The organism is Pseudomonas sp. 31 R 17, from assembly GCF_900004915.1.
GTDB classification, from domain to species: Bacteria; Pseudomonadota; Gammaproteobacteria; order Pseudomonadales; family Pseudomonadaceae; genus Aquipseudomonas; species Aquipseudomonas orientalis_A.
Genome location: NZ_CVTN01000039.1, coordinates 1 through 26958, shown reverse-complemented (window position 1 = coordinate 26958; position 26958 = coordinate 1). Strand labels below are relative to the sequence as shown.

Annotated in this window: 24 protein-coding genes; 9 read left to right on the top strand and 15 right to left on the bottom strand. The window is 60.7% G+C overall.

What is annotated here, in order from left to right; translation table 11 throughout:
• Positions 1-22: 22 nt before the first annotated feature.
• From BFP89_RS03255 to BFP89_RS03240, 4 genes are read right to left on the bottom strand one after another with little or no spacing between them, the layout of a single operon-like run.
• Positions 23-1336, bottom strand: coding sequence for a sensor histidine kinase (locus BFP89_RS03255; RefSeq protein WP_065884048.1), 1314 nt, complete (start codon positions 1334-1336; stop codon positions 23-25).
• Positions 1333-2001, bottom strand: coding sequence for a response regulator transcription factor (locus BFP89_RS03250; RefSeq protein WP_065884046.1), 669 nt, complete (start codon positions 1999-2001; stop codon positions 1333-1335). Before BFP89_RS03250 ends, BFP89_RS03255 begins: the two co-directional genes overlap by 4 nt.
• On the bottom strand, positions 2001-2312 hold the full coding sequence (locus BFP89_RS03245) for a PepSY domain-containing protein (protein ID WP_065884044.1): 312 nt from the start codon (positions 2310-2312) through the stop codon (positions 2001-2003). Before BFP89_RS03245 ends, BFP89_RS03250 begins: the two co-directional genes overlap by 1 nt.
• Positions 2312-2614 carry a PepSY domain-containing protein gene (locus tag BFP89_RS03240; RefSeq protein ID WP_065884042.1) on the bottom strand — a complete coding sequence of 101 codons (303 nt, stop codon included), beginning with the start codon at positions 2612-2614 and terminating at the stop codon, positions 2312-2314. The genes BFP89_RS03245 and BFP89_RS03240 overlap by 1 nt, the downstream gene beginning before the upstream one ends.
• A 138-nt stretch (positions 2615-2752) precedes the next feature.
• On the opposite strand from BFP89_RS03240, the gene BFP89_RS03235 reads away from it, so the two are divergent.
• The 4 genes from BFP89_RS03235 to codA all read left to right on the top strand — a co-directional run bounded on the left by BFP89_RS03235 (position 2753) and on the right by codA (position 7051).
• Positions 2753-3832, top strand: coding sequence for a patatin-like phospholipase family protein (locus tag BFP89_RS03235; protein ID WP_065884041.1), 1080 nt, complete (start codon positions 2753-2755; stop codon positions 3830-3832).
• 76 nt (positions 3833-3908) lie between these two features.
• On the top strand, positions 3909-4265 hold the full coding sequence (gene queD / locus BFP89_RS03230; RefSeq protein ID WP_065884039.1) for a 6-carboxytetrahydropterin synthase QueD: 357 nt from the start codon (positions 3909-3911) through the stop codon (positions 4263-4265).
• A gap of 216 nt (positions 4266-4481) precedes the next feature.
• Complete coding sequence (gene codB / locus BFP89_RS03225) at positions 4482-5750, top strand: cytosine permease (protein ID WP_065884037.1); 1269 nt, start codon at positions 4482-4484, stop codon at positions 5748-5750.
• 65 nt (positions 5751-5815) lie between these two features.
• The gene (gene codA / locus BFP89_RS03220; RefSeq protein ID WP_065884035.1) at positions 5816-7051 is read left to right on the top strand and encodes a cytosine deaminase; all 1236 of its coding nucleotides are present in this window, start codon (positions 5816-5818) and stop codon (positions 7049-7051) included.
• A gap of 7 nt (positions 7052-7058) precedes the next feature.
• Here the strand turns inward: codA and BFP89_RS03215 are convergent, their stop codons facing one another.
• The 5 genes from BFP89_RS03215 to BFP89_RS29620 form a co-directional block, all read right to left on the bottom strand.
• Positions 7059-9197 carry a lipase family protein gene (locus BFP89_RS03215; protein WP_065884033.1) on the bottom strand — a complete coding sequence of 713 codons (2139 nt, stop codon included), beginning with the start codon at positions 9195-9197 and terminating at the stop codon, positions 7059-7061.
• Positions 9198-9211: 14 nt separating this feature from the next.
• Positions 9212-9991 carry a hypothetical protein gene (locus tag BFP89_RS29200; RefSeq protein WP_065884028.1) on the bottom strand — a complete coding sequence of 260 codons (780 nt, stop codon included), beginning with the start codon at positions 9989-9991 and terminating at the stop codon, positions 9212-9214.
• Positions 9984-10820 (bottom strand): DUF4123 domain-containing protein, encoded by an 837-nt coding sequence (locus BFP89_RS03205; protein WP_065884026.1) that lies wholly within the window; start codon positions 10818-10820, stop codon positions 9984-9986. Before BFP89_RS03205 ends, BFP89_RS29200 begins: the two co-directional genes overlap by 8 nt.
• Positions 10820-12838 (bottom strand): type VI secretion system tip protein TssI/VgrG, encoded by a 2019-nt coding sequence (tssI, locus tag BFP89_RS03200; protein WP_065884024.1) that lies wholly within the window; start codon positions 12836-12838, stop codon positions 10820-10822. Before tssI ends, BFP89_RS03205 begins: the two co-directional genes overlap by 1 nt.
• A 292-nt stretch (positions 12839-13130) precedes the next feature.
• Positions 13131-13397, bottom strand: coding sequence for a hypothetical protein (locus BFP89_RS29620; protein ID WP_065884022.1), 267 nt, complete (start codon positions 13395-13397; stop codon positions 13131-13133).
• A gap of 167 nt (positions 13398-13564) precedes the next feature.
• On the opposite strand from BFP89_RS29620, the gene BFP89_RS03190 reads away from it, so the two are divergent.
• Positions 13565-14716 (top strand): MFS transporter, encoded by a 1152-nt coding sequence (locus tag BFP89_RS03190; RefSeq protein WP_065884020.1) that lies wholly within the window; start codon positions 13565-13567, stop codon positions 14714-14716.
• Positions 14717-14770: 54 nt separating this feature from the next.
• Here the strand turns inward: BFP89_RS03190 and BFP89_RS03185 are convergent, their stop codons facing one another.
• From BFP89_RS03185 to bglX, 3 genes are all read right to left on the bottom strand, one after another.
• A complete protein-coding gene (locus BFP89_RS03185) occupies positions 14771-15694 on the bottom strand; it encodes a hypothetical protein (RefSeq protein WP_242527105.1) in 924 nt (307 codons plus the stop codon).
• 599 nt (positions 15695-16293) lie between these two features.
• A complete protein-coding gene (locus BFP89_RS29195) occupies positions 16294-17091 on the bottom strand; it encodes a hypothetical protein (RefSeq protein WP_256097309.1) in 798 nt (265 codons plus the stop codon).
• Between the two features lie 279 nt (positions 17092-17370).
• Positions 17371-19641 carry a beta-glucosidase BglX gene (bglX, locus tag BFP89_RS03175; RefSeq protein ID WP_065884084.1) on the bottom strand — a complete coding sequence of 757 codons (2271 nt, stop codon included), beginning with the start codon at positions 19639-19641 and terminating at the stop codon, positions 17371-17373.
• 179 nt (positions 19642-19820) lie between these two features.
• Here bglX and BFP89_RS03170 point away from each other — a divergent pair, with 179 nt between their 5' ends.
• The 3 genes from BFP89_RS03170 to BFP89_RS03160 are packed head-to-tail and all read left to right on the top strand — an operon-like array spanning position 19821 to position 23368.
• Entirely contained in the window at positions 19821-20621 is an 801-nt protein-coding gene (locus tag BFP89_RS03170; protein ID WP_065884017.1) for a glucose 1-dehydrogenase, read from the top strand.
• On the top strand, positions 20614-22440 hold the full coding sequence (locus BFP89_RS03165) for a glycoside hydrolase family 15 protein (RefSeq protein ID WP_065884014.1): 1827 nt from the start codon (positions 20614-20616) through the stop codon (positions 22438-22440). The genes BFP89_RS03170 and BFP89_RS03165 overlap by 8 nt, the downstream gene beginning before the upstream one ends.
• A 25-nt stretch (positions 22441-22465) precedes the next feature.
• Positions 22466-23368, top strand: coding sequence for an alpha/beta fold hydrolase (locus BFP89_RS03160; RefSeq protein WP_065884013.1), 903 nt, complete (start codon positions 22466-22468; stop codon positions 23366-23368).
• Here BFP89_RS03160 and BFP89_RS03155 read toward each other — a convergent pair.
• Positions 23357-24322, bottom strand: a complete 966-nt coding sequence (locus tag BFP89_RS03155) for a GlxA family transcriptional regulator (RefSeq protein WP_065884011.1) — start codon at positions 24320-24322, stop codon at positions 23357-23359. The genes BFP89_RS03160 and BFP89_RS03155 overlap by 12 nt on opposite strands.
• Positions 24323-24414: 92 nt before the next feature.
• On the opposite strand from BFP89_RS03155, the gene BFP89_RS03150 reads away from it, so the two are divergent.
• The gene (locus BFP89_RS03150) at positions 24415-25095 is read left to right on the top strand and encodes a DJ-1/PfpI family protein (protein ID WP_065884009.1); all 681 of its coding nucleotides are present in this window, start codon (positions 24415-24417) and stop codon (positions 25093-25095) included.
• A 654-nt stretch (positions 25096-25749) separates the two neighbouring features.
• On the opposite strand, the gene BFP89_RS03145 is transcribed toward BFP89_RS03150, so the two are convergent.
• Together BFP89_RS03145 and BFP89_RS29190 are read right to left on the bottom strand one after the other, a co-directional pair.
• Entirely contained in the window at positions 25750-26556 is an 807-nt protein-coding gene (locus tag BFP89_RS03145; protein WP_241088524.1) for an IS3 family transposase, read from the bottom strand.
• Between the two features lie 26 nt (positions 26557-26582).
• Complete coding sequence (locus tag BFP89_RS29190; protein WP_241088523.1) at positions 26583-26888, bottom strand: transposase; 306 nt, start codon at positions 26886-26888, stop codon at positions 26583-26585.
• Positions 26889-26958 lie beyond the last annotated feature (70 nt).

Sequence of the window (26958 nt, the reverse complement as noted above, 5' to 3'; positions counted from 1 at the left end):
CTCCCACAGTTTTAGATTGGCACTACCGCCTGGGCAATTCGATCAGCACCTTGAGCCCACCCAATTCACTTTCCTGCAACTGCAGCACCCCGCCCCACACTTCAACAATATCGCGCACGATGCCCAGCCCCAGGCCGTGGCCATCAATCTGTTCATCCAGGCGTGCGCCACGGCTGAACACCTGTTCACGCTGGATCTCCGGAATGCCCGGGCCATCGTCTTCGACCGCCAACCGATAGCCGTGCGGCGCCTCACTCACGCTCAGTCGAACTTCGGCATCCGCCCATTTACACGCGTTGTCCAGCAGGTTGCCGAGCAGCTCCAGCAAATCTTCCCGGTCCCAGGGCAGTTGCAGGCCGGGGGCGACGTGGTAGCTGAGGTCCAGATGTTCGCCGTGGATCATGCGCAGGGTGGCCAATAGCCCCGGCAGTTCCTTTTCACAGTCGAACAACGCCCCCGGCAAGGTTTCACCGGCCAGGCGCGCGCGATTGAGCTCGCGGTTGAGGCGCTGCTGCACCTGTTCAAGCTGATCGCGCAACAACTTGCTCAACTGCGGCTGATCCCTGAGCGCCTCGCTTGATGCGGCACTCAGCATCACCGCCAATGGGGTCTTCAGCGCGTGCCCCAGGTTGCCCAGGGCATTGCGCGAGCGTTTGAGGCTGTCTTCGGTGTGCGCCAGCAAATGGTTGATCTGCGCCACCAGCGGCTCCAGCTCCGCCGGCACCTGGGTGTCCAGTTGCGAACGCTGGCCCTGTTGCAACTGAGCAATCTGATTGCGCGCGGTTTCCAGCGGGCGCAAGGCGCGGCGTACGGTGATGCGCTGCAATACCAACACCACCAGCAACGCCGCCAGCCCTAGTACCAGGCCGATCTGGCGCATCAGGCGGAAACTTTCCCGCACCGGCGTGTAGTCCTGCGCCACGCTGATGGAAATCGACTGGCCGAAGCGTTTGTAGTCCGAGCGCAATACCAACAGTTTCTGGCCTTCAGGCCCCAGTTGCAGGTTGCCCTTGAGACCGGCCTCGGGAAGCGTCGGCAGTTCCTGGTCCCACAATGAGCGGGAGCGCCAGTGCGTGTCGGCAAAATCAATGCGGAAATAGTGCCCCGAGAATGGCCGTTGATAGGCCGGTGACAGGCGCTGCTCGTCCAGCTGCACACCGTTGGGTCCACGCACCAGTGCCACCAGCAGGTTCTCGCTGTCATTGCGCAGCCCGGCCTCCAGATAGCGCTGCAATCCGGCCTCGAACAGCCACAGGCTGGTTTGCGCCAGCACTACGCCGACGATCACCATCACGCTGATCAACCCCAGGCTCAAGCGCCGCTGGATCGACTTCATGCAGGGCTGGCGCCAAACCGGTAACCCTGGCCGCGCCGGGTTTCGATCACACTGCGTCCCAGTTTGCGGCGCAGATGGTTGACGTGGACTTCCAGCACGTTGGAATCGCGCTCGGTCTCGCCATCATAGAGATGCTCGGCCAGATGGCTTTTGGACAGGATCTGTTCGGGGTGCAGCATGAAATAGCGCAACAGGCGGAACTCGGCGGCCGTGAGCTGGATCTCGTCACCGTCGCGCAGCACGCACTGGCGGCCTTCGTCCAGGTGCAGACCGGCGGCCTGCAGGGTCGGTTGGTTGGCATGCCCGTGGGCCCGGCGCAACAACGCCTGGATGCGCAGGTGCAGCTCTTCGGGGTGAAAAGGCTTGCTCAGGTAATCATCGGCACCGGCCTTGAGCCCCTCGATGCGTTCCGCCCAGGAATCACGCGCCGTCAGCACCAGCACCGGCGTGGCCAGGCCTGCGGCGCGCCATTGCCCCAGCACCTCGAGCCCCGGCAAGCCCGGCAGGCCAAGGTCGAGGATGATCAGGTCATAGGGCTCGCTGCGGCCCTGGTACGCCGCGTCGCGTCCATCGGCCAGCCAATCGACCGCATAGCCTTGACGCTGCAGGCCGGCCAGCAGCTCATCGGCCAGCGGGACGTTGTCTTCCACCAAAAGCAGGCGCATCAGTCTTCCTTATCCTTGATCAAGGTACCGTCGGTGGCGTCGAGCTTGATTTCGCGCACGACGCCTTCGGTGGTCACCAGTTCCACTTCATAGGCATATTTGCCATGCTTGAGTTCCAGCTCCGCCTCCAGCAGCCTGCCACCTGGGTAGCGTGACATTGCCTTGTGCAACAGGAGCTCCAGCGGCAGGATCACGCCTTGCTGTCGCAGCGCCAAGGCTTCATCCTGATTGAGGTCGCGAGCGGCCAGGCTTGAGCAAAAGGCCAGGAGCGCCAGCAGCACCAGACTACCGGCGCGTCGATATAGCGTCATTACGTGTCCTGATGATTCTTGAGGACGTGCCCGGTGAGCGCGTCCAATTCAATGTCCCATTCAAGGCCGTGGGCATCTTCCAGTTCGATCTGATAGATGTACTTGCCGTATTCCTCGTCCAGGTCGGTGCCCAGCAAGGTCGACCCCGGATGCAAGGCCAGGGCGGCGGCTTCAAGCTGATCGAAAGCGACAATTGTAACAGTGCCGGGCAATTTCAGCGGTTTGTCGGGGTCCATTGCCCAGGCCGGCGTGACCGAGAACGCAATGATACCGGCGGCGACCAGCGCTGTGAGGCGCTTCATGATAAGTCTCCGTTTCAGGATGTTTTTCCTACGCCTGATCACGGTACGCGCGGCAACTTAATTGAAACTGAATTGCCACCATGGCAATTTTCTGCAGGAGCGAGCTTTGTTCCTGCAATCGCTCTGACAGAGAACGGTATGACAGCTATTCACATCAAGTTCCCCGCCCTGACGCTCAGGGCCGGCAAACGCGCCTTTGCGCGCATTCGTGAGCAAGGTCTTGCACCCGCCGACGTTGGCATCCTCCCGGGTGCGGCCGGCGGCCCCAAGGCCCTGGGTATACAGGGCCTGGACCTGGCGCTGTTCGGCGACTGGTTGCCACGCATGCCTCGGGAACGCGCGCTGATCGGTGCGTCCATCGGTTCCTGGCGGTTTGCCAGCGCGTGCCTGCCCGACCCGGTGCAAGGCTTGCTCGACCTGGGCCGCCTGTACAACGAACAGCGTTTCGCCAAAGGCGTGACCATGGCCGAAGTCAGCCAGAGCTGCCGGCGCATGCTCGACGACCTGCTGGCCGGCCGCGATGCACAGGTGCTGAACCACCCCGACTACCGCCTGAACATCATGGTCGTGAAAAGCCATGGCCTGCTCGCCGATGACCATCGAGGCCGGCTGGGCCTTGGCCTGTCATCGGTGATTGCCGATAACCTGCGCGGCCGCGCACGGCTGTCGCGGCATTTCGAACGCCTGATCATCCACGATCCCCGCCAGGCGCCTCCGGTGCATGCACTGGAGGATTTCCCGTCGCGCTTCCTTGAACTGCAAATGGGCAACCTGCGCCAGGCGCTGCTGGCATCCGGCTCGATTCCCATGGTGATGCAAGGCGTGCGCGACCTGCCCGGCGCAGGCGTTGGCACCTACCGCGACGGCGGCCTGCTGGACTACCACCTCGACCTGCCCTACTGCGGCGACGATATCGTGCTGTACCCGCACTTCACCGACCGCGTCATTCCGGGCTGGTTCGACAAAGGCCTGCCGTGGCGGCGCAGCAACCCACAGGGCTTGCAGGATGTCCTGCTGCTGGCGCCGTCAAGGGACTACCTGGCCCGCCTGCCCCACGGTAAATTGCCGGACCGCAGCGACTTCAAGCGCTTCATGGGCGACGACGCGAGCCGCAACGCCTACTGGCAGACGGCAATGAGCGAGAGTCGACGGCTGGGCGATGAGTTCCTGCAGTTGGCGGACAACGGAGGCCTGGGCGAGCGTTTGCAAGCACTTTGACCCAGCGGTATGCGCGGCGACGGGTCAAGCTGTTAAACTCGCCGCCTGCCAGATACCTGACCGAGCTGAAAATACCGTGGAAATCTTCAAAGAGTTTACGTTCGAATCCGCCCACCGCCTGCCCCACGTCCCGGACGGCCATAAATGCGGGCGCCTGCACGGGCATTCGTTCAAGGTGGCGATCCACTTGAGCGGCGACCTGGATCCCCATACCGGCTGGATTCGCGACTTCTCGGAAATCAAGGCGATCTTCAAGCCGCTCTACGAGCGTCTGGACCACAACTACCTCAATGACATCCCCGGCCTGGAAAACCCCACCAGCGAAGTGCTGGCCAAGTGGATCTGGGTTGAATTGAAACCCTTGCTGCCGGAACTCAGCGCGATTCGCATCCATGAGACGTGCACCAGCGGCTGCATTTATCGCGGCGAATAAGCGATCCAGCGTTGAAGAACCACCTGCGGGTGGTTTTTTTACGCCTGGACTCAGCTGATCCAATTTGTTTCACGACTGCACTGCTTTCGCGCTCGAAACGCCACCTGGAACCGTCGCGCCGACCATCTCCCTGCGCTTGACGGTGGGTACACCGTTGCCGAAGGCTTGGCACGCTCGGTGCAACAGGCCTGCGTCTTCATTCAGGGAGCAAGGCACATGACCCAGCAAGAATCCGGCAACGATTACCCGCTCAGTGAAGTGCCGCTGCATGCGCGCAAGGGCCTTGCGTCCACGGCCATGGTGCTGCTGGGGTTCACGTTTTTTACGGCAACGATGTTTGCCGGCGGCAAGCTGGGGGTGGCCTTCAGTTTTACCGGCATGCTCGGCGTCGTGGCCCTGGGTAACCTGCTGCTGGGTATATACGCCGCAGGGCTGGGGTACATCGCCTTCAAGAGCGGCCTGAACTCGGTATTGATGGGGCGGTTCTGCTTTGGCGAAATCGGCAGCAAGCTCAGTGACCTGATCCTCGGTTTCACCCAGATTGGCTGGTATGCCTGGGGCACCGCCACCGCCGCCGTGGTGCTGGGCAAGTATTTCGCGTTGAGCCAGGGCAGCGTGCTGGCCTTGATGGTGATGTTTGGCCTGATGTTCTGTGCGACCGCGTACGTGGGGTATCGCGGGCTGGAAATCCTGTCTTATATCGCGGTGCCCGCCATGGGCCTTTTGCTGTTGCTGTCGATGTGGGTCGCCACCGTCAAGGTCGGCGGGCTGGACGGCCTGCTGGCCGTGGTGCCGACCGCCGAGTTGGACCTGTCCACGGCGATCACCCTGGTATTCGGCACCTTTGTCAGCGGCGCCACCCAGGCCACCAACTGGACGCGGTTCTCCCGCTCGGCCAGGGTTGCGGTGCTGGCCAGCCTGATCGGTTTTTTTATCGGCAACGGCCTGATGGTGCTGATCGGCGCCTACGGCGCCATCGTCTATCAGCAACCGGATGTGGTGGAAGTCCTGCTGTTGCAGGGTTTCGCCATGGCGGCGATGGCCATGTTGCTGCTCAATATCTGGAGCACCCAGGACAACACCATCTACAACTTCGCCGTCGCCGGTTGCAACCTGCTGCGCACCCGGCGGCGCAAAACCGTGACCCTGGCCGGTGCGGTGATCGGCACCCTGCTCGCCCTGCTGGGCATGTACGACATGCTCGTGCCGTACCTGATTCTGTTGGGCACGGTGATCCCGCCGATTGGCGGGGTGATCATGGCGGACTTCTTCTATCGCTATCGCGGCCAGTACCCACGCCTGGCAGATGCCCGCCTGCCCGCGTTCAACTGGGCCGGGCTGACGGCGTACGCGGTAGGTACGCTGCTGGCGTTCAACTCGCCCTGGGTTGCACCGCTGGTGGGGATCGCGGCCGCGTCGCTCACCTACGTACTGCTCAGCGCCGTACTGCGCGTGCGCGCACCGCTGGCTGACGCCAAGGCATGAGCCTGGGCACCGCCAATGGTAATCTGACGGTCGCCTGATTGAATTTAGCCAAGAGGAACTTGACCATGCACATCATCAATGCCCGCCTGCGCGACCGTGAAGGCCTGCATGATCTGCACCTGGAACACGGCCGGATCGCCAGCATCACCGCGCAAACAGGCGTACCGATGTTAATGGCCGGCGATCTGGATGCCGCCGGCAACCTGGTGATCCCGCCCTTCGTCGAACCGCACATCCACCTGGATGCCACGCTCACCGCCGGCGAACCCCGCTGGAACATGAGCGGCACCCTGTTCGAAGGCATCGAATGCTGGGGCGAACGCAAAGCCACCATCACCGAGGAAGACACCAGGACTCGCGCGAAGAAAACCATCCAGGCCCTCGCCGCCCACGGTATCCAGCATGTGCGCACCCACGTTGACGTGACCGACCCGGACCTCACCGCGCTCAAGGCCATGCTGCAAGTGCGTGAAGAAAGCGCGCACCTGATCGACCTGCAAATCGTGGCCTTTCCCCAGGAAGGCATCGAGTCGTTCCGCAATGGCCGTGAACTGATGGAAGAAGCCATTCGCCTGGGCGCCGACGTCATCGGCGGCATCCCCCACTTCGAGTACACCCGCGATCAAGGGGTGAGTTCGGTGAAGTTCCTCATGGACCTGGCCGAACGCACCGGCTGCCTGGTAGACGTGCATTGCGACGAAACCGATGACCCGCATTCACGCTTTCTTGAGGTGCTGGCCGAAGAAGCGCGCAGCCGCGACATGGGCGCCCGCGTCACCGCCAGCCACACCACCGCCATGGGCTCCTACGACAACGCCTACTGCGCCAAACTGTTTCGTCTGCTGGGCCATTCCGGCATCAGCTTCGTCTCCTGTCCCACCGAAAGTATCCACCTGCAAGGTCGCTTTGACAGCTTCCCGAAACGCCGAGGGGTCACCCGCGTCAACGAACTGCTCGAAGCCGGCATGAACGTGTGTTTCGGCCAGGACTCCATCGTCGACCCCTGGTATCCCTTGGGCAACGGCAACATCCTGCGGGTATTGGAAGCCGGTTTGCACATCTGCCATATGCTCGGCTACCGCAACCTGCAGAGCGCCCTGGACCTGGTCACCGACAACAGCGCCAAGGCCATGGCGCTCGGCGACCGCTACGGCCTGGCACCCGGCCGACCGGCCAACCTGTTGGTGCTGTCGGCAGACAGTGACTATGAGGTGATTCGCAGCCAGGGCCTGCCGTTGTATTCGATCCGCAACGGCAAGGTGCTGATGAAGCGTCAGCCGGCCCAGGTTGAATTTATGTAACGCGGCGCTAGACGATCGAGTCGATGTCCAGCACTTGCGCTTTGCCCAGGTCGCTGTGGATGGGTGAAGGGATACTGGCAACCTGGGACAACACTCGGTTTTCCCGGTGCGTGAACCAGCGCTTGAGGCCCTGTTGCAGGTGGGCGCCCTGGGCGTGGCTGCCATACACATCGCGCCCATCAAGACGGCGCCAGCGCAGGCTGGCCAGGCGCTCGCGACTGGTATGCAAGCGGTCGATCTCTGCATTCAAAGCGTCGTTATGCTCATGGCTACGGTCGTTGGCCGGCCGCATGCGGGCCAGTTCGCGGCGTTTGGCCCTCAGTTGCTCGCGCATGTCTTCGAGCGCTCGATCAAGCCACTCCAATTCCCTCGCAGTGACCAGAGGACCCTGGCTATCCAGGGTTTGCTGCCAGCGGCGCAATGTCGCCCAGGCCGCAGGAATATAGCTGGCGGTCATGAAGTGCTGGTTGGCCTGGAAGAGCTGCCTCAACAGGTTGTCGCGGTCGGGCATGTCGCCGTGCAACCGCAACGCCCGATTGCAGCCCAGTTCCTGGATCGATTCACAGCCAGGTTTCCATAGCACCGAAGAATGCGTGCCATCCGGGAGTGTGATAGGCATGAAGTGCTGTTGTTCGCCATGGTGCTGGTAGGCATTGCCACCGACGCGCACCAGGCCGGCGGCGAACAGCAAACCGCCGGCCGTGGGCGCACTGAACAGGGTGACAGCCCCGGGCACCCACAGCTTGGCAGTGGTGTTCATCCACGGCGCCGGGACACTGGGGACAGGGTCGTTATGGTTGACGATTCGATGGTGAACCAGGGCAGAGGCGCCGGCGATAAATTCGGAATCGGCGGCGCGGGGGGCACCGTAGGTGTAGAGGAGTGGGTTGTAATGGGCGTCCGGGATTCGGCGCAGTCCTTCAGCCAGCAGCAGGGCGATCGCGCCACCCAGGCTGTGGCCGCAGATGACAACACGTTGACCGATGTGATATCGCGAAAGGTAATCCAGAACAAAGTGAAACGTGGCTTGGAATGCTTGGTAAAAACCTCGGTGAGCTTTACCTGCGCCTTCGAGGAAAGGGACTTGATGAGCATCTGCGTCGCGTAAAGCGTCCGCGCCACTGGCAGTGCCACGGACAGCTATGAGTACAACCTCATCGTGATGGCAGATAAAAGCTTGCGTGTCAGTTCCGGATTCAACGTCGTTAAAAAAATGTATACGCTGCGGATGCTCACCAGGCGGGTGATTGCGCTCATATAATTCAGGGTCGAAAGGCAGAATCTCAAAGCGACGAGAGTAGGCTACGTCTTCATACAGTGGATAAAACCGCTGTACTTGTTTTGAGTCGAACTTCCAAGCCTCCCGGTAGCATGACAACTGTTCTACAAACACGTTTCCTATGCTCGGGTTCAGCGGAAAAGTGACCGTATCCGCAACTCCGGTTGGGGGATCCTGACCAAATTCGCAATAACTCAATGTGGCCATGAGCGCCAACTGGTAAAGGTTCAGTGCACAAAACTGATCATCAGTGGAAATAATTGGCCGTAGCGCTCGTAAAGGACGCACCTCCAAAACCGTAAATTGGTTTGGGAATAGCACCACCCCTTTGAATAAGGACTCAGGAGGACCAAACCCCAGGTCCGCCATCATCTTGAGCGCATTGCGCGTGGGCCGGTGAGCCCCAGACGACGTTGGAGGTAAGTGGGCTTTGTACCGAACCAAATCACTTACCTCCACCTGATAAAAACAGTCTGCTTTTTGCCGTGCCGGGTTACCGTCGACACATGGGCCATCGCTGCTTAGAAAAAAAGTTTGCTCCGCGCGTACTTGAAGCTCCGTAATGGGCAAAGGGTAGTCAAGCCGTTTCATAAGCGTGATATAGGGTATTTCTGTTCCCGAATAAGGCTCATCCATCATGAGAACTACCGGGCCACAATAGATACCCTCCAGCCTGGTAAAACCATCCCCATCCAGCCGCCCCCTGTATTGTTTCCCAACACTGTCCTGGAGAGTATAAAGCAGACCACCGTAGGCCTTGCCGCTCCCGGTTTCATCAACGAGCCCCAAAGACAACCAATCTCCGCGTAATGGGCAAGCGGGCATCCTGTCGTTAAAAAACTGCTGCTTCCATGCATCCTGTTTCATCAACCTTTTCCCTATCAATCACACGTTGGATAAACGCTGCATAAGCGCCCATCTGGCATTTTGAAAGTCTTGAAATCGGAAACATTGCCGCGACAAAACCCGAACAAATCCTCCTCACTTTCGCCCCTGCAGCGTTTCCAGCCACGGGCAACTTTTACCCAGTTATCACCAAAAGCGGGTTGCTCCTCTTCCGTGAACGCCAACACCATCCTCAACGTTTTCCCGGACAGTCCGTCACGGTGCACATGCCCCCCAGGCCGCGCCCTCGTGAGCTTTCCCGCAGCATCCTGTGATTTGCACCAAAGGCTTTTAATTAGGGCATGTCTGGGGCCAGCGGTACGAAATAACCATTGGCATTGCCCAGGAAGCTCTTGAACTCCCGTCTCAGGCATCAAAGGCATTCCAGGCTCCCAGCTATCGTGAAAATAGATAAGGGCATAGTCCCTTCCGATATCCGACCAACGCTGCCCCCAACTGGCATTAATTACGAAAACGAGGCTGCGCAATACGAGAGGGCAGCCATTTACCTGTTCCGTTAATGGCACCTCAAAGCTGACCCTATTGGCGACGGGTTTTCTGACAGCCTTGAATATTTTGAGCTCAGGTCGCCTACCCTTTCTTACAGGCAGTTTGCAGCGTTCACCTGATGCTGGTGCGTATGAAGCGTCACCTAACGCGTCAAACCCCGCCGGCAAATCCACCTCCAACGTAAAGCTATCCGCCGCCCTCCCCGCACACCCCGTTAGCCACAGCATCCCAACGCCAAGCAACACTTTTCCCATCCACCTACGCATTCCCAAGCCCTTCTGTGCACCACTGTTCCCGCACCCGCTCAAAATGCTGTGCAGGTGTCTCGCCCTCCAGCGGCTGCCAGCGAATGACACTGCTCCGGGTCGCCTCCTCCAGCCGGCGCACCACCAGGAATTCGAGTTGCTCAGGCGACCGCCATCGCCAGGCACGGGCCTGTTCCAGCACACCGGCCAACCAGATCCTGGGGTCGTGAAACTCCACCAGGGCCGCCAGGTCTTCACTGCGTTCGGCCAGCAGGTAGCGCAGGATATTGGCCTGGAGAATGGCCGACGCCCGGGGATTGGGCACCTGCAACCAGGGCGCGGGATCGGGCACCGGGTAAGCACCCGGCGCGGGGTTGTCGTGGCTGCACCAACGTCCCTCATGCCAATAGCACACGCTGGTCAGCGGGCCCAGGTAGACCGGCCATTGCTCTGCCGGCAGATACGCCAGGGCACGGGCCAGGGTGCGGTTGTCGTGAAAACGGTACAGGGCCTTTTCGCCTTCTGGCCCAACCAGCAGGCGCTCACGCCAATGTCGGACCACAATGGCCAGGTCATCGTTGGGCAAACTGCCCAACCACCCTCGATTAGCCTCGGGGTGTTGCAGAAGATCGACCAGCGCAGGCTCGCCTATCTGCTCCACCAGCAGGATCACCGGGCCCTTGCTCGCCAGTTCCGCTGCCGCGGTTTCAGCATAGAGCGGGCAATAGTGCGAGAGATCGCGAGCCGCCATGAGCGACTGGCAGCGCTCGTTGCTGGCTTCGAGTATCAGGCACAGGTGACACCCCGCCTGTTGCTGCTGCGCCATCCATTGATAAGGCTCGTGCTGCATCACGCGGCCCTCCCGGTGCTGGCGCATTGACCTTCGCGACAGCGCTCGCATAAGGGGCAAAAATCCGCATCCAGTTGGCCGGCCATGTCCGTGATAAGGCCCTGCACCACCGACACCTCTGGGGGGCTCGCAACAGACGAAGGGTTGGCCGACCTTGCAACGGCTGGCGAACCACCGACAGTAATGGGCCGGCTGCTGAAAATCCCGCCGGCCTGAATCTGCAAATGCTCGCCGCCCGCCTTGAAACTCAACTGGGCGCCCGCATCGATGACAAGGCTGGCCCCCGCCTTCAGGTGAATCTGTTGACCGGCTTCGATCACCATGACCTGGGCCACCTGGGTGTGGCTGTCGCCTTGCACGGCGAGGTGATCACTTGCCTTGAGCACAACGCTGCGCTCGCCCGTGATGTGGCGCTGCTCACCGCCCTCGAGACGAACCGTGCTCAAGCCTCGGATGACTTCACTGCGCTCACCGAGCACCTGCAAACGGCTGTCATGGCCCACGTGCTGCTCCAGGTCACGCTGGGCGCGCAGGTAGATCAGTTCCTCACCACGGCGATCTTCCAGGTGCAGCTCGTTACCGCCCGCGCCACCCGGGACACTGCAACTACGCAACACGCTGCGGGTCTTGTGCTGCGGCAGGGAAAAGGCCGGCATGTGCAGTGCATTGGGCAGGCAACCATTAATCACCGGCTGGTCCGGGTCTCCCTCAAGGAAGGTCACCAGCACTTCCATGCCCACTCGTGGAATCAGCATGGCGCCAAACCCGGAACCGGCCCAACCGGTTGCGACCCTCACCCAGCCGCTGCTTTTATCCTCCGACCTGTCCAGCCGATCCCAATGAAACCGCACCTTCACGCGACCATACGCGTCGCAGTGCACCTCCTCGCCCGCAGGCCCCGTAACCGTCGCCGTCTGGCTGCCATTAATGGAGGCCTTGGGATGTTTGAGGGGTGGCCGATGCACGGCACGCCAAGGGGTCGCAGTGAAACGGTTGCTATACCTCACGAAGGTATCCGTATCCCCAGCCGCTTGCTCCAGGACCTGGGGCTGATAGCCATCGTGGCGCACCGAGGTAAGCAACCAGAGGTCATTGCAGGTCGGGTCCGGATGGTCTTGCAATTCAAGAAAGTGACCACTGCGCAGCAGGGGCTGGTCACTGCTGCCCGACGCGCGCTGGCGGTCGGACTGATGCCGCTCCAGACTGCGACGCGTCAATTGCGCCCCGCGTGCACGGCGGGTGAAACCTGCCGGGTAACGGTAGTCCTCAAGGGCTGTGCCCGGTGCATCGCCGGAGGCTTCCTGCAGCCGCAGCGACGGGTGTTCGAAGTCGTGATCACGGCGCACCGTTCGCCGACTGCGGGTTTCCAGGCGTATATCGAAGCGCTGGACCCCGTTGGTTGCGGCCATCGGATCAAGGGTCGAGCAGTACCGCTGCATCGGCAGGCGCTGAAACACCGTCTGATCATCACCAAACACCAGGAAATGACCGTCGGCACGATGACGGAAGTGGTAATGGATACCCTCTTCCTCGCACAGTCGCTGAATGAAGTGCAGATCAGTCTCCCCATACTGCACGCAAAAGGGCCGAGGCGGATAAATCACCGGGCCGAGCTCGAAGGCATAGGCATCTGCAAGGATGCCGTGTTGCTCAAGCACGCTGGCGATAATCTGCGGCACGCTACGCTGCTGGAAAATCCGCTGGTCAAGGCGATGGGCCAGGCACGCCAGGCGAGGTGCGAGCGTGAGGTGGTAACGGGTGAGCCGGGCCCCCCGGCCATCACGGCCGATGGCGTAGACCAGCCCGTGCAGGCCTTGATCCGTTGCGCCCAGATCCAGATAGGCCGGCTGATGCAGCAACGCCTCCAGATCCAGGTCAGGGTTTTCGCTGACGACTTGCACCTGTATGAAATACGGTTGATCAAGACACTCACTGCCTTCGAAAGCGAGTACCTGCAAATTGGCAGTGACGCCTGGAATCATTAATTTGAAACGTGACGAAACAAACGCGTCAACCATCCGTTGTTACCCGCCCTCAATAACCCGCTGATTAAAAGCTCTCCTCGTTGATTGCCGGAATGCTGGCCGAGAAAAAGCGCCTGAACGCTCTGAAGCTTAGCGATTTCAGGAAAAAAACGGCCTTTTGAAAATAAAACAGAAGATTCGTACGGCGAGAATGGAAGTGTCCTTTACGAAATAAAAGACCCATGCCAATAAACACATAATCAACAACAGAACTTTCTTACATCAGTACTTCTCAAGATAGATATCCGACAGGGAAAAAGCCGACACTTATTGCCGTGTAAGTTGCCTATGCCTGTGGGTATGCAGTTCCGAAAAGACTGACGCTCGACAGTGTTCCATCCTCAACCTGCAAAATAAGGCCCTGATCGGTCCACGCCTGTCGCGCCTTCGCGGCGAGGTCGGCGCTGTCTGGCAGTTCCACACCCCGGCGACGCAAGTATTCCGGGCTGACAACCCCATAGATATTGCCGCGCGCATCATAGAAACGCGTCACGCTGAAAACGGCCTGAGAAATCTCATCGATCTGCTCGTCGGTTAACTGAAAAGAAGGCAACAGCGTATTACAGAACACTCACCTGCATACAGTCGACAGCCTTTGCGTGGACATATCGTAACGCTCAGCGCGCTGATCCCCAGGGAACCCGGCTCGCCCGACGAGGCCTGATGTGCAAGGATGTCACGCCGGACATCGTTCGTTAAACGCAACGCCAAGGATTATTCATGACTGCCATCCCCACTTCCGCCCCCGTGGTTCCCGGGCGGCTGGAGCAAATGTCCACCCGTATCGCTTTTTTCATCGCCGGCTTCGGCATCGCGGCCTGGGCGCCGCTGGTGCCATACGCCAAGGCACGCGCGCAACTCAACGAGGGCACGCTTGGCCTGTTGTTGTTGTGCCTGGGGGTGGGGTCGATTCTCGCGATGCCCGTGGCAGGGGTGCTGGCGTCGCGCTTTGGCTGCCGGCGCGTGTTGACCGCCGGCACGATCATGATCTGCCTGGCGCTGCCGATGCTGGCCACCGTGAGTTCGATTCCGCTGTTGATGGCGGGGTTGTTCCTGTTTGGCGCAGGGCTGGGTACCGTGGATTCGACCGTCAACCTGCAAGCGGTGATTGTTGAACGCGCCAGCGGGAAAACCATGATGTCGGGCTTCCACGGCTTGTTCAGCCTGGGCGGCATCGTGGGTGCGGCCGGGGTCTCCGGCCTGCTGGGGCTGGGCTTGTCGCCGCTGCAGGCAACCCTGGTAGTGATCGTCATCATGGTAGTGGCGCTGCTCAAGGCCGCGCCGCATTTGCTGCCCTACGGCAGTGAAAGCTCGGGGCCGGCGTTTGCCATTCCCCACGGCGTGGTGCTGTTTATCGGCTGCTTGTGTTTCATCGTCTTCCTGGCCGAAGGCGCGGTACTGGACTGGAGCGCGGTGTTCCTGAGTGACGAGCGCGGGCTGGACCCAGCGTATGCCGGCCTGGGCTACGCGGCATTCGCCCTGACCATGACCGCCGGGCGCCTGACCGGTGACATTATTGTGCGGCGCCTGGGCGCTACCCGAGTGATCGTGGGCGGTGGCACGCTGGCAGCGGCCGGTGTGTTCCTGGCAACGCTCTCCCCTGCCTGGGAAATGGCGCTGCTCGGGTACGCGCTGGTCGGCGCCGGCTGCTCCAATATCGTCCCGGTGCTCTATACCGCTGTCGGCAAGCAGAACGTGATGCCGGAACACATTGCCGTGCCCGCCATTACCACGCTGGGCTACGCAGGCATCCTGGCGGGGCCGGCAGTGATCGGGTTCATTGCCCATGGCAGCAGCGTGGCAACCGCCTTCCTGCTGATCGGAGGGTTGCTGGTGGCGGTGGCAATCAGTGGGAGGATACTGCGCGTATAAACCTCTGTATGAGCGGCTTGCTTCCTGCAACCCGCTCATGCCTCTGCGGCGCCTTCAGTTGCCCTTTTCCTTCTTGTCGTTTTCCAACCATCGATCGATGCTGTAGTTCTTCAGCCAGCCATCATTGTTACGACTTCCCGTGAGTTCGTAGCCATTGGCCTTATAGCTGTCCAGCGAGTCCAGCAAGCCGGGTCTTTCAACGATATTTTTGGCGAGGTACACCAACTGTTCGCTGTATTTCTTCTTCGGGAAACCGTTGGCGGGGTCTCGCACAACATTACCTTTACTGTCCAGTTCGTCAGGGTCCTTGCTCATTTCAACAAGCGTGTCTGTTTTTACAAATCGGTGTTTATCGAAGGGCCAGACGAAATCTTCCGATTTATCCCGCAGCTGGTCGAACATCCCCCTGAATGCGGTAACGACCTGGGCATTGGACTTACTATGGAACGGGTCCGCACTTTGAGTATTGGGGCTGGTGTTACCGGTGAGCCGATCGGAAGCGTTGGCCAGGCTTTCAGGCGTGATTTTACCGCCATCCACCAGAATCGCTTCGTTGAGCCTGGGGCGATTGAGTATCTCCCTGGCCAACATGATGGTGCGTTCGGAAACGCTGCTTTTGTGCACATCCTCACCGGCAATTTTTTGCAGCCCACTCTGGGTCAGATGGCCATCTGTCTTGAACTTATCGAGCATGGGAAAGTTACTGTTGAGGTCTGTCGCCAGCAGGTGGTCATCCGAGCTGGTATAGGGGTTTCCCACATTCGACATGCCGCCATACAAGCCTTGACCGTCGAAATGCCGACTGGCGCCATTGACCATCAAGCTGTTCGAGAAAAAACCCGAGTCCGTTGCCAGCGGCTGCTGAGTACCGATCGCCTTGTCGACGACGCTGAGTCGCGTGTAACCACCGCTGGCCGACGCAGGCTCCTGATTCGGTATGAAAGGTATTCCAGAGCCTGGATTAATCCCGTTCGTCATGTTCATTCCCACCCTATTAGATTCCATCAACTGAACCTGGAGTGCCCAGTCTTCGAACGCGCGTCGACTGTCAGCACCAGACAAGCATCGGATGTGTGGCAACCTAAAAATAATGGTTCCTATCAGCCCTGGGCATGCGCCGGGTAAAACTTGAGCGTTTGTAACCGACCAGGCTGGCCCGTCACGGCCGACGTGAAAATTTGCTCCACAGCGTTTCAAGCAATGACCACGCGGACCGGGGCGCCGGCCCGTCCTCCGCAGCGCGCGAGCCCCTGTCGAAATCCTCGGTCGTAGGCGCCTTGAAACTGAACTTCGGCGAAGACGTGAGGTTGAGCCCCTTTGCCTGGGATTTGCCTGGGCTTGGTGCCGAAGTTGCCGGAGCAGGCAGGCTTGCAACAGCGTACTGGGAGTGAGACTGGCGAGGTTCAAATGATGTCGAATTCATAGGCCATTACCTGTTCCAGTAGACGAAGGCATCCAGGGGCAGGACCCATGGATGCTCTGTTCGTGGTAAATCCTTGCAAATGGTTCCCGCATCGCCGACAGGCGATAGCGCGGCCGGACATCCACCAGCCGATGCAACACAGTGGGGCCAGGTCTCAGCGCAGCAGCCGATACAGATCGTCTCGGGTGATCTTGCCGTCGCGCAGGAACCCGAAAACGTTGTCCATCGAGCCCTTGAGCTCCGAACGATTCATGATTTCCCTCGACAGTTGGGTGATGCTGTCGGTTGGCCCATGACCATAAAGCGGGCGCGAGGCGTACTTTGCAAACGTATTGACATCGATGGCGTTTCTGTCGGCGCTCCACCACGGCCCTTTCAACGCGTTGAAGTTATTCAACACATTCTGGGCAAGTTGCTTGTCGTCCTGAAGCTTCAGTGGATTGGACGAAAGAATGAATTTACTGATGTCGTCCTTGGAAAAGGACTGATCCAAAGCACCGGTTCCGCTATTTCGATCCAGGGCTTGCGTCAGGCCCGGGCGCTTGAGCACCTCCCTGGCCAGTCTGATATTCGAATCGCGCTCCGGGTTACCGGTCAGGGGCCGACCTGCCAGGTTATTGAGATGCTCAGGCGTAACGGTCGGGGCGTACCAGGGTTTGAAGGCGTTGTATTTATTCAACAGCCCCTGAGCCAGCACCTCGTTGCTCTGCTTGCCGTAGTAAGGGTCCGGCAGCGTGGGGTTGGGCCGTGGAGGCGGGCCTGGATTGAAGGCGGATTTCGAAGACTGCGTTGCGCTATCGAAAACCGGGCCGGACTGACTCGCCGATGGCTCGAAACTCGGGCCGGTCGCGCCTGCTGCCTTGGCCGCCGGGCTGGCCTGCGCGCCTGCAGAGGGCTGCGCAAAGTTGTCCGTTGATGGGGTGTACGCTTGATTGGATGCGGATACCGACATGTGGTGCTCCAGTTCTGATTTAGGGCGGTGCCTTGCTGCTGCAGCCGTGCCAGCGATCAATAAACCGTGGCGCAGGTCTGCACCAGCAGGCATTTGCTGTGTGGCAAAGCCATGGCATTGGGTTCCTCGACGTGTTGAAAACTTCTGAATGCGGGTAGGAAGGTGGTCGTGACAGATGAAGAGCGAACCGCGAAATGTTCCCCATCCGAATGGGCGACGCGTACGCGGCGCTGTGAGGGAATGCCTGGGAAATCAGGGGCGATTCAACGTTCGATCGCTTTACTCACCCAAGACAAAACGCTGTTCAATCACATTTCTGGAGTCCAGCCCTACCTGTACGATAAATTCACCAGGCTCGGCGACGTGGCGCAACTGAGCGTCATAGAACTTCAACGCTTCTTCGTTCAGCCAAAAATCAACGACTTTTCGCTCACCCGCCTTAAGCATGACTTTTTCAAACCCCTTCAGCTCTTTGACCGGTCGACTGACCGAAGCCACCACATCGCGCACGTATAACTGCACCACCGTTTCACCCGATCGTGTACCGGTATTGGTCAGCGCAACGCTGACTTTCAGTGGCTGACCGCGCGGCAATACGGTGCTCGCCAATTGCAGATTCGACAGGTTGAAATCGGTGTAGCTCAAACCGTAACCAAAGGGAAAGAGCGGCCCCGCCTCTTCGTCGATATATTGCGTGGTGTACTTGTAGGGCGCAGCCGGGTTGTAGGGCCGCCCGGTGCTCAAGTGGTTGTAATACACCGGGACCTGGCCGACGGAGCGAGGGAAGCTCATCGGCAGCTTACCCGCAGGGTTGTAGTCACCGAATAACACATCAGCCACGGCATTGCCGCCCTCGGTGCCGCTGTACCAGGTTTCCAGCAGCGCATCGGCTTGCTGGTGTTCGGTTGTGAGGTCCAACGGGCGGCCATTCACCAGGACAATCACCAGGGGTTTGCCCAAGGCTTTCAGCTCCCGGAGCAGTTGTTTCTGGCTGTCGGGCAAGTCGATTCGCGCGCGACTGCTTCCCTCGTCATTGAAGCTCCAGGGCTCGCCCACCACCGCCACCGTGACGTCAGCCCGACGGGCAATCGCCACGGCTTCAGCCAGCAGCGCATCCGGTGCCCGCGCATCCCTGTTCAACGGCGTGCGGTAGCGCTGCATGCGGGCGATCAACCCGCTATCGTCGCTGACGTTGGCGCCCCTGGCATAGAGCAGGGTTGCCTTGCCTGCCACGGCGCGGGCTATGCCGTCATGGATACTGACCACTCGTTGCGCGCCGCAATCACCGCAATAGCTGCCCAACAGGTCCCGCTGGCTCTTTGCCAGGGGGCCCACCACGGCGAGGGTGCCGTGCTTGCTCAGCGGCAGGGTGTGTCGAGCGTTTTTCAATAGCACGAAGGTTTTGCGCGCAATGTCGCGGGCGGCCTCACGTTGCAGTCGCGATTCGATCGGTGCCGACGGCGCGCGCCGCAACTTGCGATATGGATCGTCGAATAATCCCAGTGCATATTTCATCTCCAGGACTCGGCGTACCGACGCGTCCAGGTCCTCCACCTTCACCGCACCCGACCTGACGGCTGCCGGCAGTTCGTCGACGTAGGCACTGTCACATAACGCCATGTCAACACCGGAGCGTAATGCCAGGCCTGCAGCCTCCGCCGGCCGGGCCGCCACGGCGTGGTCGACCAATTGGCCAATCGCGGCGCAGTCGCCCAGCGTCACGCCTTCAAACCCCCACTCTTGACGCAGTACCTGCTTGATCAGCCAGGGGTTGGCCATCGCCGGGACGCCCCCTACGGCATTGAAAGCAATCATCACCCCGCCCGCGCCCGCCTCCACGGCGGCGCGATAGGGCGCGAAATAATACTGGTACATGCTGGCCGTGCTCATCTCGACACTGTTGTAATCCCGACCGCCCTCCACCGCGCCATAGAGGGCGAAATGCTTGACGACCGACATCACGCTGTCGGCGCCGTGAAGGTCCGTGCCCTGATAGCTTTTCACCAGGGTTTCGGCGATGCGCGAGGCCAGGAAAGGGTCTTCGCCATAGCCCTCTGAAACCCTGCCCCACCGAGGGTCACGGGCGATGTCCACCGCAGGGCTGAACGTCAGATTGATGCCCGCTGCGCTGGCCTCCCGGGCACTGACTTTCCCCACGGTAGCGATCGCCGACATATCCCAACTCGCGGCAAGCGCCAGGCTTACCGGAAAGATCGTATGCAGGCCATGCACGACGTCCTGCACGACGAACAACGGTATCTTCAGGCGGCTGCGCTCCACCGCCTGGCGCTGCAACGCCACGCCCACCTGCCAGGATGGCATGCCACCCAGCCCGCTGGCCGAGCCATTGGCGATCAGTTCAAGTGTCTCGGGCGCCGCTTTATCCGCATCGACACCGACACCGACGATATTCAGTTGGCCAGCTTTCTCTTCCAGCGTCATTTGCGCCAGCAGTTGATCGATGAAAACCTCTTTTCCAGCGCTGGCCTGCGCGGTCGCCAGCAGGCAACAAGAGCCTGCCAGCACCCCTACCCACCACCTTGTGTCCATGGTATCCATCCCAGGGCAATCCAACACGCGTAGTGTTCAACTGAGGATGGAGAGGCGTCTACTGTCAGAAATCACAGTTCCATTGGTTGTTCCCCGTCGTCCCGCGCAGCGACATTGCTGAACTTCCATTGCCCCGCATCAGTCAGCACAAGGGACTCTCATTAAACAGCGGGTGGGTGATGCAGATTTCCTTGCAGCAACAAGTGGCGCTGGTCACCGGCGCCAGTTCCGGTATCGGCGCAGGCGCCGCCAAGGCGCTGGCCGAAGCCGGAGCAGCCGTGGTGCTTAACTACAATTCCCAGGCGGCACCGGCGGAGGCGCTGGCGGCGCAGATCAATGCCAATGGCGGCCAAGCCATTGCTCTTGCTGGCGATGTGTCGAAAGAAGCCGACGTCGAACGCCTGTTCGCCCAGACCCTCGACGCCTTCGGCCACCTGGATATTCTCGTCGCCAACTCCGGCCTGCAAAAAGACGCCAACCTGGTCGATATGAGCCTTGAGGACTGGAACACCGTGATCGGCGTCAACCTCACCGGCCAATTTCTCTGCGCGCGCGCCGCCGTGCGGATTTTCAACCGCCAGGGCGTGCGTGAGGGCGTGTCCCGCGCCGCCGGCAAGATCATCCACATGAGCTCGGTCCACCAGGTAATTCCCTGGGCCGGGCACGTGAATTACGCAGCGTCCAAGGGCGGTGTGGAGATGCTGATGCGCACCCTCGCCCAGGAAGTCAGCGAGCAGCGCATTCGCATCAACGGGATTGCGCCGGGGGCCATTCGCACGGCGATCAATCGTGCAGCCACCGAAGGCGCCGCCGAACAGGAGCTGCTCAAGTTGATTCCCTATGGCCGCGTCGGCGATGTGCAAGATGTGGCGAATGCGGTGGTGTGGCTGGCCAGCGACGCGTCCGATTACGTGGTCGGCAGCACGCTGTTCATCGATGGCGGCATGAGCCTTTATCCGGAGTTTCGTGGCAATGGTTGATTTGAAAAACGAACCACAAAGTGCCATCGATGCCCACGGCATCATCGGCGACATGCGCAGCGCAGCCTTGGTGAATGACCGGGGCAGTATCGACTTTTTCTGCTGGCCGGAATTCGACAGCCCGTCGATCTTCTGCGCGTTGCTCGACAGCCCCGAAGCCGGCACCTTCCAGCTCACCCCGGACCTGCCCAATGCACGCCGCGAGCAGATCTACCTGCCCGACACCAATGTGCTGCAAACCCGTTGGCTGAGCGATGCGGCGGTGGTGGAAATCACCGATTTGCTGGCCGTCTCCGAAGAGGTCGATGACCTCCCATTATTGATCCGCCGCGTGCGGGTGGTCAGCGGCACGGCGACCTTTCATCTGCGCTGCGCCGTGCGCCATGACTATGCCCGCGCCAAGACCCACGCCAAGGCGGTCGATCAAGGCGTGTTGTTCAACGCCGACGGTCAGCCCGGACTGCGGCTGGCGGGCAGCCACCCATTGACCCTCGATGATCATGTGGCCACGGCCAGCTTCACCCTGGCCCAGGACGAGAACGCTGAATTCGTCCTCGGCGGCCAGGACGATCCCCGCGTGACGAACGCCTGCACCGACCTCTACCTGGAACGCACCTTGAAGTTCTGGCGCAGTTGGATCAGTCAATCGAACTACCGCGGACGCTGGCGTGAAATGGTCAACCGCTCGGCCCTCGCGCTGAAGTTGCTGACCTCGCGCAAACACGGCGCAATCATCGCCGCAGCGACCTTCGGCCTGCCCGAGACGCCCGGCGGCGAGCGCAATTGGGACTACCGCTATACCTGGATCCGCGACGCTTCGTTTACCGTCTACGCGTTCATGCGCCTGGGTTTTGTCGAGGAAGCCAACGCCTACATGCGCTGGCTCAAGGGGCGGGTCAGCGACTGCTGCGGCCAGCCGACCAAAATCAACATCCTGTACGGCATCGATGGCCGCCAGGAGTTGCCGGAAACCACCCTGGATCACCTCAGCGGCCATGGTGGCGCGCAGCCGGTGCGCGTGGGCAATGAGGCGTTCGACCAGGTGCAGCTGGATATCTACGGCGAACTGATGGACGCGGTGTACCTGGTCAATAAATACGGCGAGGCCATCTCCCACGAAGGCTGGAAGCACACCGTGGAAGTGGTCGATCAAGTCTGCGAAATCTGGAACCGGCAAGACGTCGGCATCTGGGAAATGCGTGGCGAGCAGCATCACTTCCTGCACTCGCGCCTGATGTGCTGGGTGGCCGTGGACCGCGCCATCCGCCTGGCCTCCAAGCGCTCGTTACCGGCACCCTTCGCGCGTTGGGACCAGACCCGCCAGGCGATCTATGCCGATATCTGGAGCAACTTCTGGAACGAAGAGCGTGGGCATTTCGTGCAGCACATCGGCAGTACCGCCCTCGACGGCTCGATGCTGTTGATGCCGCTGGTGCGCTTCGTTGCCGCCACCGATCCACGCTGGCTGTCGACCCTGGAGGCGATCCAGAAAAGCCTGGTCCGCGATGGCATGGTCTATCGTTACCGCAACGACGACAGCCAGATCGATGGGTTGCAAGGCACGGAAGGCGCGTTTGCCGCATGTTCGTTCTGGTACGTCGAATGCCTGGCCCGCGCCGGCCAGGTGGAAAAAGCCCATCTGGAGTTCGAGCAACTGCTGCGCTACGCCAACCCGCTGGGGCTTTACGCTGAAGAGTTCGACAGCCAGGCCCGGCACCTGGGGAACACGCCCCAGGCATTGAGCCATTTGGCGCTGATCAGTGCGGCGACGTTTCTGGACCGTAAACTCAGTGGTGCGAAAACGGTATGGCAACCCTGATTTTCCCCCTGCTCAGGAGCCGATCATGACCACCCTTGCCCCGTTGCTCTACGTGCGCACGTCCATGCTCGATGTTGCCTATGAAACCCACGGCCCGCTCGACGGTGAGCCGGTGATCCTGCTGCACGGTTTCCCCTACGACCCTCGCGGCTACGACGAGATCGCGCCGGGCCTGGCCGAACAGGGTTATCGCGTGTTGGTGCCCTACCTGCGCGGTTATGGCCCGACGCGGTTTATCAACGAACAGGTCATGCGTTCCGGTCAGCAGGCGGCGCTGGGCAAGGACTTGCTGGACTTCATGGATGCGCTGTCCATCCCCTGCGCCGCCCTGGCCGGTTATGACTGGGGCGGGCGGGCCGCGTGTATCGTCGCGGCGCTGTGGCCGGAACGGGTGCGCGGGTTGGTGACCGGCGATGGCTACAACATCCAGGACATCGCCCAGTCACTCAAGCCGCGAGCACCTGAGACAGAACACCGCCTGTGGTACCAGTATTACTTTCACACCCAGCGCGGCGTGGATGGCCTGACCGCCAACCGGCGGGAACTGTGCGAGCTGTTGTGGTCGTTGTGGTCGCCGTCCTGGACACGCGGGCCGAGCCTGTACGGGCAGACCGCGCCATCGTTCGACAACCCGGACTTTGTCGAGGTGGTGATCCATTCCTACCGCCATCGCTTCCAGTACGCGCCGGGCGACCCGGCGCTGGCGTTCATCGAGCAGGCACTGGCGCAACAACCGCCGATTACGGTGCCGAGCATTTCGCTGTGCGGTGCCGATGACGGCGTGGGGCCGCCACCTGCGCAAGACGACGATATCGAGCATTTCAGCGGTTTTTATCGACGGCACGTGCTGCCCGGCGTGGGCCACAATATTCCCCAGGAAGCGCCACAGGCCACCCTGGCCGCGCTGCTGGAATTGCTACAGCGGTGAAAATCGCTCGCGGTAGGCCTGGGGCGTCACCGACAGGGCCCGCAGGAAGCTGCGCCGCAGGGTCTCTTCACAGCCAAACCCGCACTGCACGGCGATGCGCTTGATCGAGGTGCTGCTGTCGGCCAATTGCCGACGCGCACTTTCAACACGCAGCAGCTCCACCGCCCGCGCCGGGGTCTGGCCGGTTTCGGCGCGGTAGTGGCGCACAAAGCTGCGCTCGCTCATGCCGGCCTGAGCGGCCAGGGTGGCAATACTCAAATCCAACGTGAGATTTTCGCCGATCCAGGCATGCAACTCGGCAAAGCGGCTGTCGCTCTGTTGCAGGGATAACGTCACGCTGAATTGCGACTGCCCGCCGGGACGTTTGAGAAACACCACCAGGTGCCGCGCCACTTCCAGGGCGACCGCGCGCCCCAGGTCCTCCTCCACCAGGGCCAGGCACAGATCGATACCGGCGGTCACGCCGGCCGAGGTCCACAGCGCGCCTTGCCGGATAAAAATCGGATTGGACTCCACCGTCAGTGCGGGAAACTTGCGCGCCAGTTCTTCACAGCGCGTCCAGTGAGTGGCCACGCGGCAACCGTCGAGCAAGCCACTGGCGGCCAGCAGAAACGCGCCGGTGCAGACCGAGGCCATGCGCCGGGTGTGCCGCGACTTTTCCCGCACCCAGTGCACCAGCGCCGGGTCTTCGGCGGCGCCGTACACGCCCCAGCCGCCGGCGATCACCAGCGTGTCGCACGCCTGATCGACGGCGGGCAGCGGATCGGCCAACAGCGCCAGGCCCGCAGACGTCACCACCGGTTTGGCCTGGTCAGCGATCACATTCACCGCATAGGGCAACGGCAGACCGCGCTGGCGGGCCAGGTCATTAGCCGACGCAAACACCTGCAAAGGCCCGGTGACGTCGAGTACCTGGGCATTATCGAAAGCGAGGACATGAATGACTCTGGGCATAGTTTGGCGAGATCTGTGGGCTTAATGGCGTATGCGCCAAAGCCTAGGCCTCTACAGTGAAGTCGTCCACCCTCTTTATCGGAGCGTCATCCATGACCTTGCACATCGGCTTTCTGCTATTTCCCGGCATCCAGCAACTGGACCTGACCGGCCCCTACGACGTGCTCGGCTCACTGCCGGACGTGAAGCTGCATTTGGTGTGGCAGGACCTGGCACCGGTCATCTCCAGCACCGGCCTGGTGTTTACGCCGACCATGACCTACGCCGACTGCCCGAAACTCGACGTACTGTGCGTACCCGGCGGCTCGGGTGTGGGCGCACTGATGGAAGACCCCGGCACCCTGGACTTCCTCAAGGCCCAGGCACAAACCGTGCGCTACATGACCTCGGTGTGCACCGGCTCGCTGGTACTGGGCGCGGCGGGTTTGCTGCGCGGCCGCAAGGCCACCACCCACTGGGCCTACCACGACCTGCTTGCGCCACTGGGCGCCATCCCCGTGCAAGCGCGCGTGGTGCGCGACGGCAACCTGTTTACCGGGGGCGGAATCACCGCCGGCATCGACTTTGCGCTGACCCTGGCGGCAGAGTTGTACAGCGAAGCGGCGGCGCAACTGGTGCAATTGCAAATCGAATATGCACCGGCCCCACCGTTCGACTCGGGCCGCCCGGATACAGCGCCCACGCACGTACTGGAAGAAGCCAACAAGCGCACGGCAGAATCGCGCAGAGTGCGTGCAGAGATTGTCGCGCGGGCGGCTGCGCGCCTGGGTTGAGCTGGCAGCCGAGCTCCCACTGGCGCATAAATGACCAAATGTGGGAGGGGGCTTGCTCCCGATGGTGGTAGGTCAGTTGATATATCCGCTGCTGACACTCCGCCATCGGGGGCAAGCCCCCTCCCACAGTGTCCGCATTCCAATGCCTGGATTCGGCGGCGGTGGTTGAGATGCATGGCTGACGGCGTTCAACGGTGGGGAAGAAATGTGGGAGGGGGCTTGCCCCCGATGGTGGTGGGTCAGCTGATACATCCGCTGCTGACACTCCGTCATCGGGGGCAAGCCCCCTCCCACAGTGTCCGCATTCCAATGCCTGGATTCGGCGGCGGTGGTTGAGATGCATGGCTGACGGCGTTCAACGGTGGGGAAGAAATGTGGGAGGGGGCTTGCCCCCGATGGCGGTGGGTCAGTTGATACATCCGCTGCTGACACTCCGTCATCGGGCAAGCCCCCTCCCACAGTGTCCGTGTTTCAGTGCCTGGATTCGGCGGTGCCGGTTGAGATGCATGGCTGACGGCGTTCAACGGTGGGGGAGAAATGTGGGAGGGGGCTTGCCCCCGATGGCGGTGGATCAGCTGATACATCCGCTGCTGACACTCCGTCATCGGGGGCAAGCTGAACTGGTCTAGTAATTCCGGACATTCTTTTCGGTTCTCACACTGCGAGCTTTTCCGCCGCTATCGGTGAGTGGTAGCCGTTGTAGCTGTGGCGCCTTACGCTGTTGTAGCGCGCCACATATCGGTTGATATCTGCCCGAGCCTCGTGCTCTGAACTGTAACCGCCCTCAGGCACCCATTCCGACTTTAAGCTGCCAAAAAAACGCTCCATTGGGGCGTTATCCCAGCACTGACCTTTGCGACTCATGCTTTGCTTCAACTCGTGTACCTGCAGTTCAGCCCTGAATTTATGACTCGTGTACTGGCAGCCCTGGTCGGAATGAAACAGCACGCCTTTGGGTCGCCCTCTCAACTCAATAGCCATGCGCAGTGACTCGCTTGCCAGCGTCGCATCGGCGAGCAGTGAATACGACCATCCCACCACTCGGCGCGCGAACAAATCCAACACCACCGAAAAGTAGAGCCATCGCTTGCCGAGCTGGATATAGGTGATGTCCGCACACCAGACCTTGTTGATGTCAGCGACATAAAACTCACGCTCCAGCTCATGCTCAGCCACCAAAGACTCAGCGCCTGACGACTTGTACTTATGTGGCCGGCGTTGTCGGCTAGCAATTCCAGCCTCTTTCATCAAGCTACGAGCCATGTAGCGCCCCACCTGATGGCCTGCACCTCGTAGGTCTTCAGAAAGAGTTCGTGCCCCAGCCGATCCTCTGGACGCCTTGTGATACTTAATCAGAACAACCTTAAGCGCTTCGCGCTCAAGATCGATTTTTCCCTGACGCTGACGCCAGGCGTAGTAGCTGCTGCGGTTGACTTCAAAAACACGACAGCAATCTGTAATGCCGTACTGTTCGCCTAGCTCGCTGATCAGAGGGAATGATCTTTGGAGTCCAAAAGCAGGAGAACACTGGCCTTTTTTAGGATTTCGATATCCCGGTCTTTTTGCCTGAGCAGGGCCTGGAGTTCTTGAATTTTCTTCTGTTCGGCAGTAATTGCCTTGGTGCCCGTCATCGTCGATCCGGCGCGCTCTTTACGCACCTGTTCGACCCAGCGGCGCAACGCCGTAGGGCCAATATCCAAACTGGCGCAAACTTCGGGAACAGACATATTTTGATCAAGCACCATGCTTGCAGCGTTGAGTTTGACCTCACTGGAATAGGACTTTCGCATCATCTATACACCTCAGGTCTGGGCGCCATCATAGCGCCCTATTGATGTGTCCAAATTCATTAGACCAGTTCAA

Excerpts from the sequence above, each read along its gene's own strand:
- BFP89_RS03255 (WP_065884048.1), bottom strand. The coding sequence starts at position 1,336 with ATGAAGTCGATCCAGCGGCGCTTGAGCCTGGGGTTGATCAGCGTGATG.
- BFP89_RS03250 (WP_065884046.1), bottom strand. The coding sequence starts at position 2,001 with ATGCGCCTGCTTTTGGTGGAAGACAACGTCCCGCTGGCCGATGAGCTG.
- BFP89_RS03245 (WP_065884044.1), bottom strand. The coding sequence starts at position 2,312 with ATGACGCTATATCGACGCGCCGGTAGTCTGGTGCTGCTGGCGCTCCTG.
- BFP89_RS03240 (WP_065884042.1), bottom strand. The coding sequence starts at position 2,614 with ATGAAGCGCCTCACAGCGCTGGTCGCCGCCGGTATCATTGCGTTCTCG.
- BFP89_RS03235 (WP_065884041.1), top strand. The coding sequence starts at position 2,753 with ATGACAGCTATTCACATCAAGTTCCCCGCCCTGACGCTCAGGGCCGGC.
- codB (WP_065884037.1), top strand. The coding sequence starts at position 4,482 with ATGACCCAGCAAGAATCCGGCAACGATTACCCGCTCAGTGAAGTGCCG.
- codA (WP_065884035.1), top strand. The coding sequence starts at position 5,816 with ATGCACATCATCAATGCCCGCCTGCGCGACCGTGAAGGCCTGCATGAT.
- BFP89_RS03215 (WP_065884033.1), bottom strand. The coding sequence starts at position 9,197 with ATGAAACAGGATGCATGGAAGCAGCAGTTTTTTAACGACAGGATGCCC.
- BFP89_RS29200 (WP_065884028.1), bottom strand. The coding sequence starts at position 9,991 with ATGCGTAGGTGGATGGGAAAAGTGTTGCTTGGCGTTGGGATGCTGTGG.
- BFP89_RS03205 (WP_065884026.1), bottom strand. The coding sequence starts at position 10,820 with ATGCAGCACGAGCCTTATCAATGGATGGCGCAGCAGCAACAGGCGGGG.
- tssI (WP_065884024.1), bottom strand. The coding sequence starts at position 12,838 with ATGGTTGACGCGTTTGTTTCGTCACGTTTCAAATTAATGATTCCAGGC.
- BFP89_RS03190 (WP_065884020.1), top strand. The coding sequence starts at position 13,565 with ATGACTGCCATCCCCACTTCCGCCCCCGTGGTTCCCGGGCGGCTGGAG.
- BFP89_RS03185 (WP_242527105.1), bottom strand. The coding sequence starts at position 15,694 with ATGACGAACGGGATTAATCCAGGCTCTGGAATACCTTTCATACCGAAT.
- BFP89_RS29195 (WP_256097309.1), bottom strand. The coding sequence starts at position 17,091 with ATGTCGGTATCCGCATCCAATCAAGCGTACACCCCATCAACGGACAAC.
- bglX (WP_065884084.1), bottom strand. The coding sequence starts at position 19,641 with ATGGACACAAGGTGGTGGGTAGGGGTGCTGGCAGGCTCTTGTTGCCTG.
- BFP89_RS03170 (WP_065884017.1), top strand. The coding sequence starts at position 19,821 with ATGCAGATTTCCTTGCAGCAACAAGTGGCGCTGGTCACCGGCGCCAGT.
- BFP89_RS03165 (WP_065884014.1), top strand. The coding sequence starts at position 20,614 with ATGGTTGATTTGAAAAACGAACCACAAAGTGCCATCGATGCCCACGGC.
- BFP89_RS03160 (WP_065884013.1), top strand. The coding sequence starts at position 22,466 with ATGACCACCCTTGCCCCGTTGCTCTACGTGCGCACGTCCATGCTCGAT.
- BFP89_RS03155 (WP_065884011.1), bottom strand. The coding sequence starts at position 24,322 with ATGCCCAGAGTCATTCATGTCCTCGCTTTCGATAATGCCCAGGTACTC.
- BFP89_RS03150 (WP_065884009.1), top strand. The coding sequence starts at position 24,415 with ATGACCTTGCACATCGGCTTTCTGCTATTTCCCGGCATCCAGCAACTG.
- BFP89_RS29190 (WP_241088523.1), bottom strand. The coding sequence starts at position 26,888 with ATGATGCGAAAGTCCTATTCCAGTGAGGTCAAACTCAACGCTGCAAGC.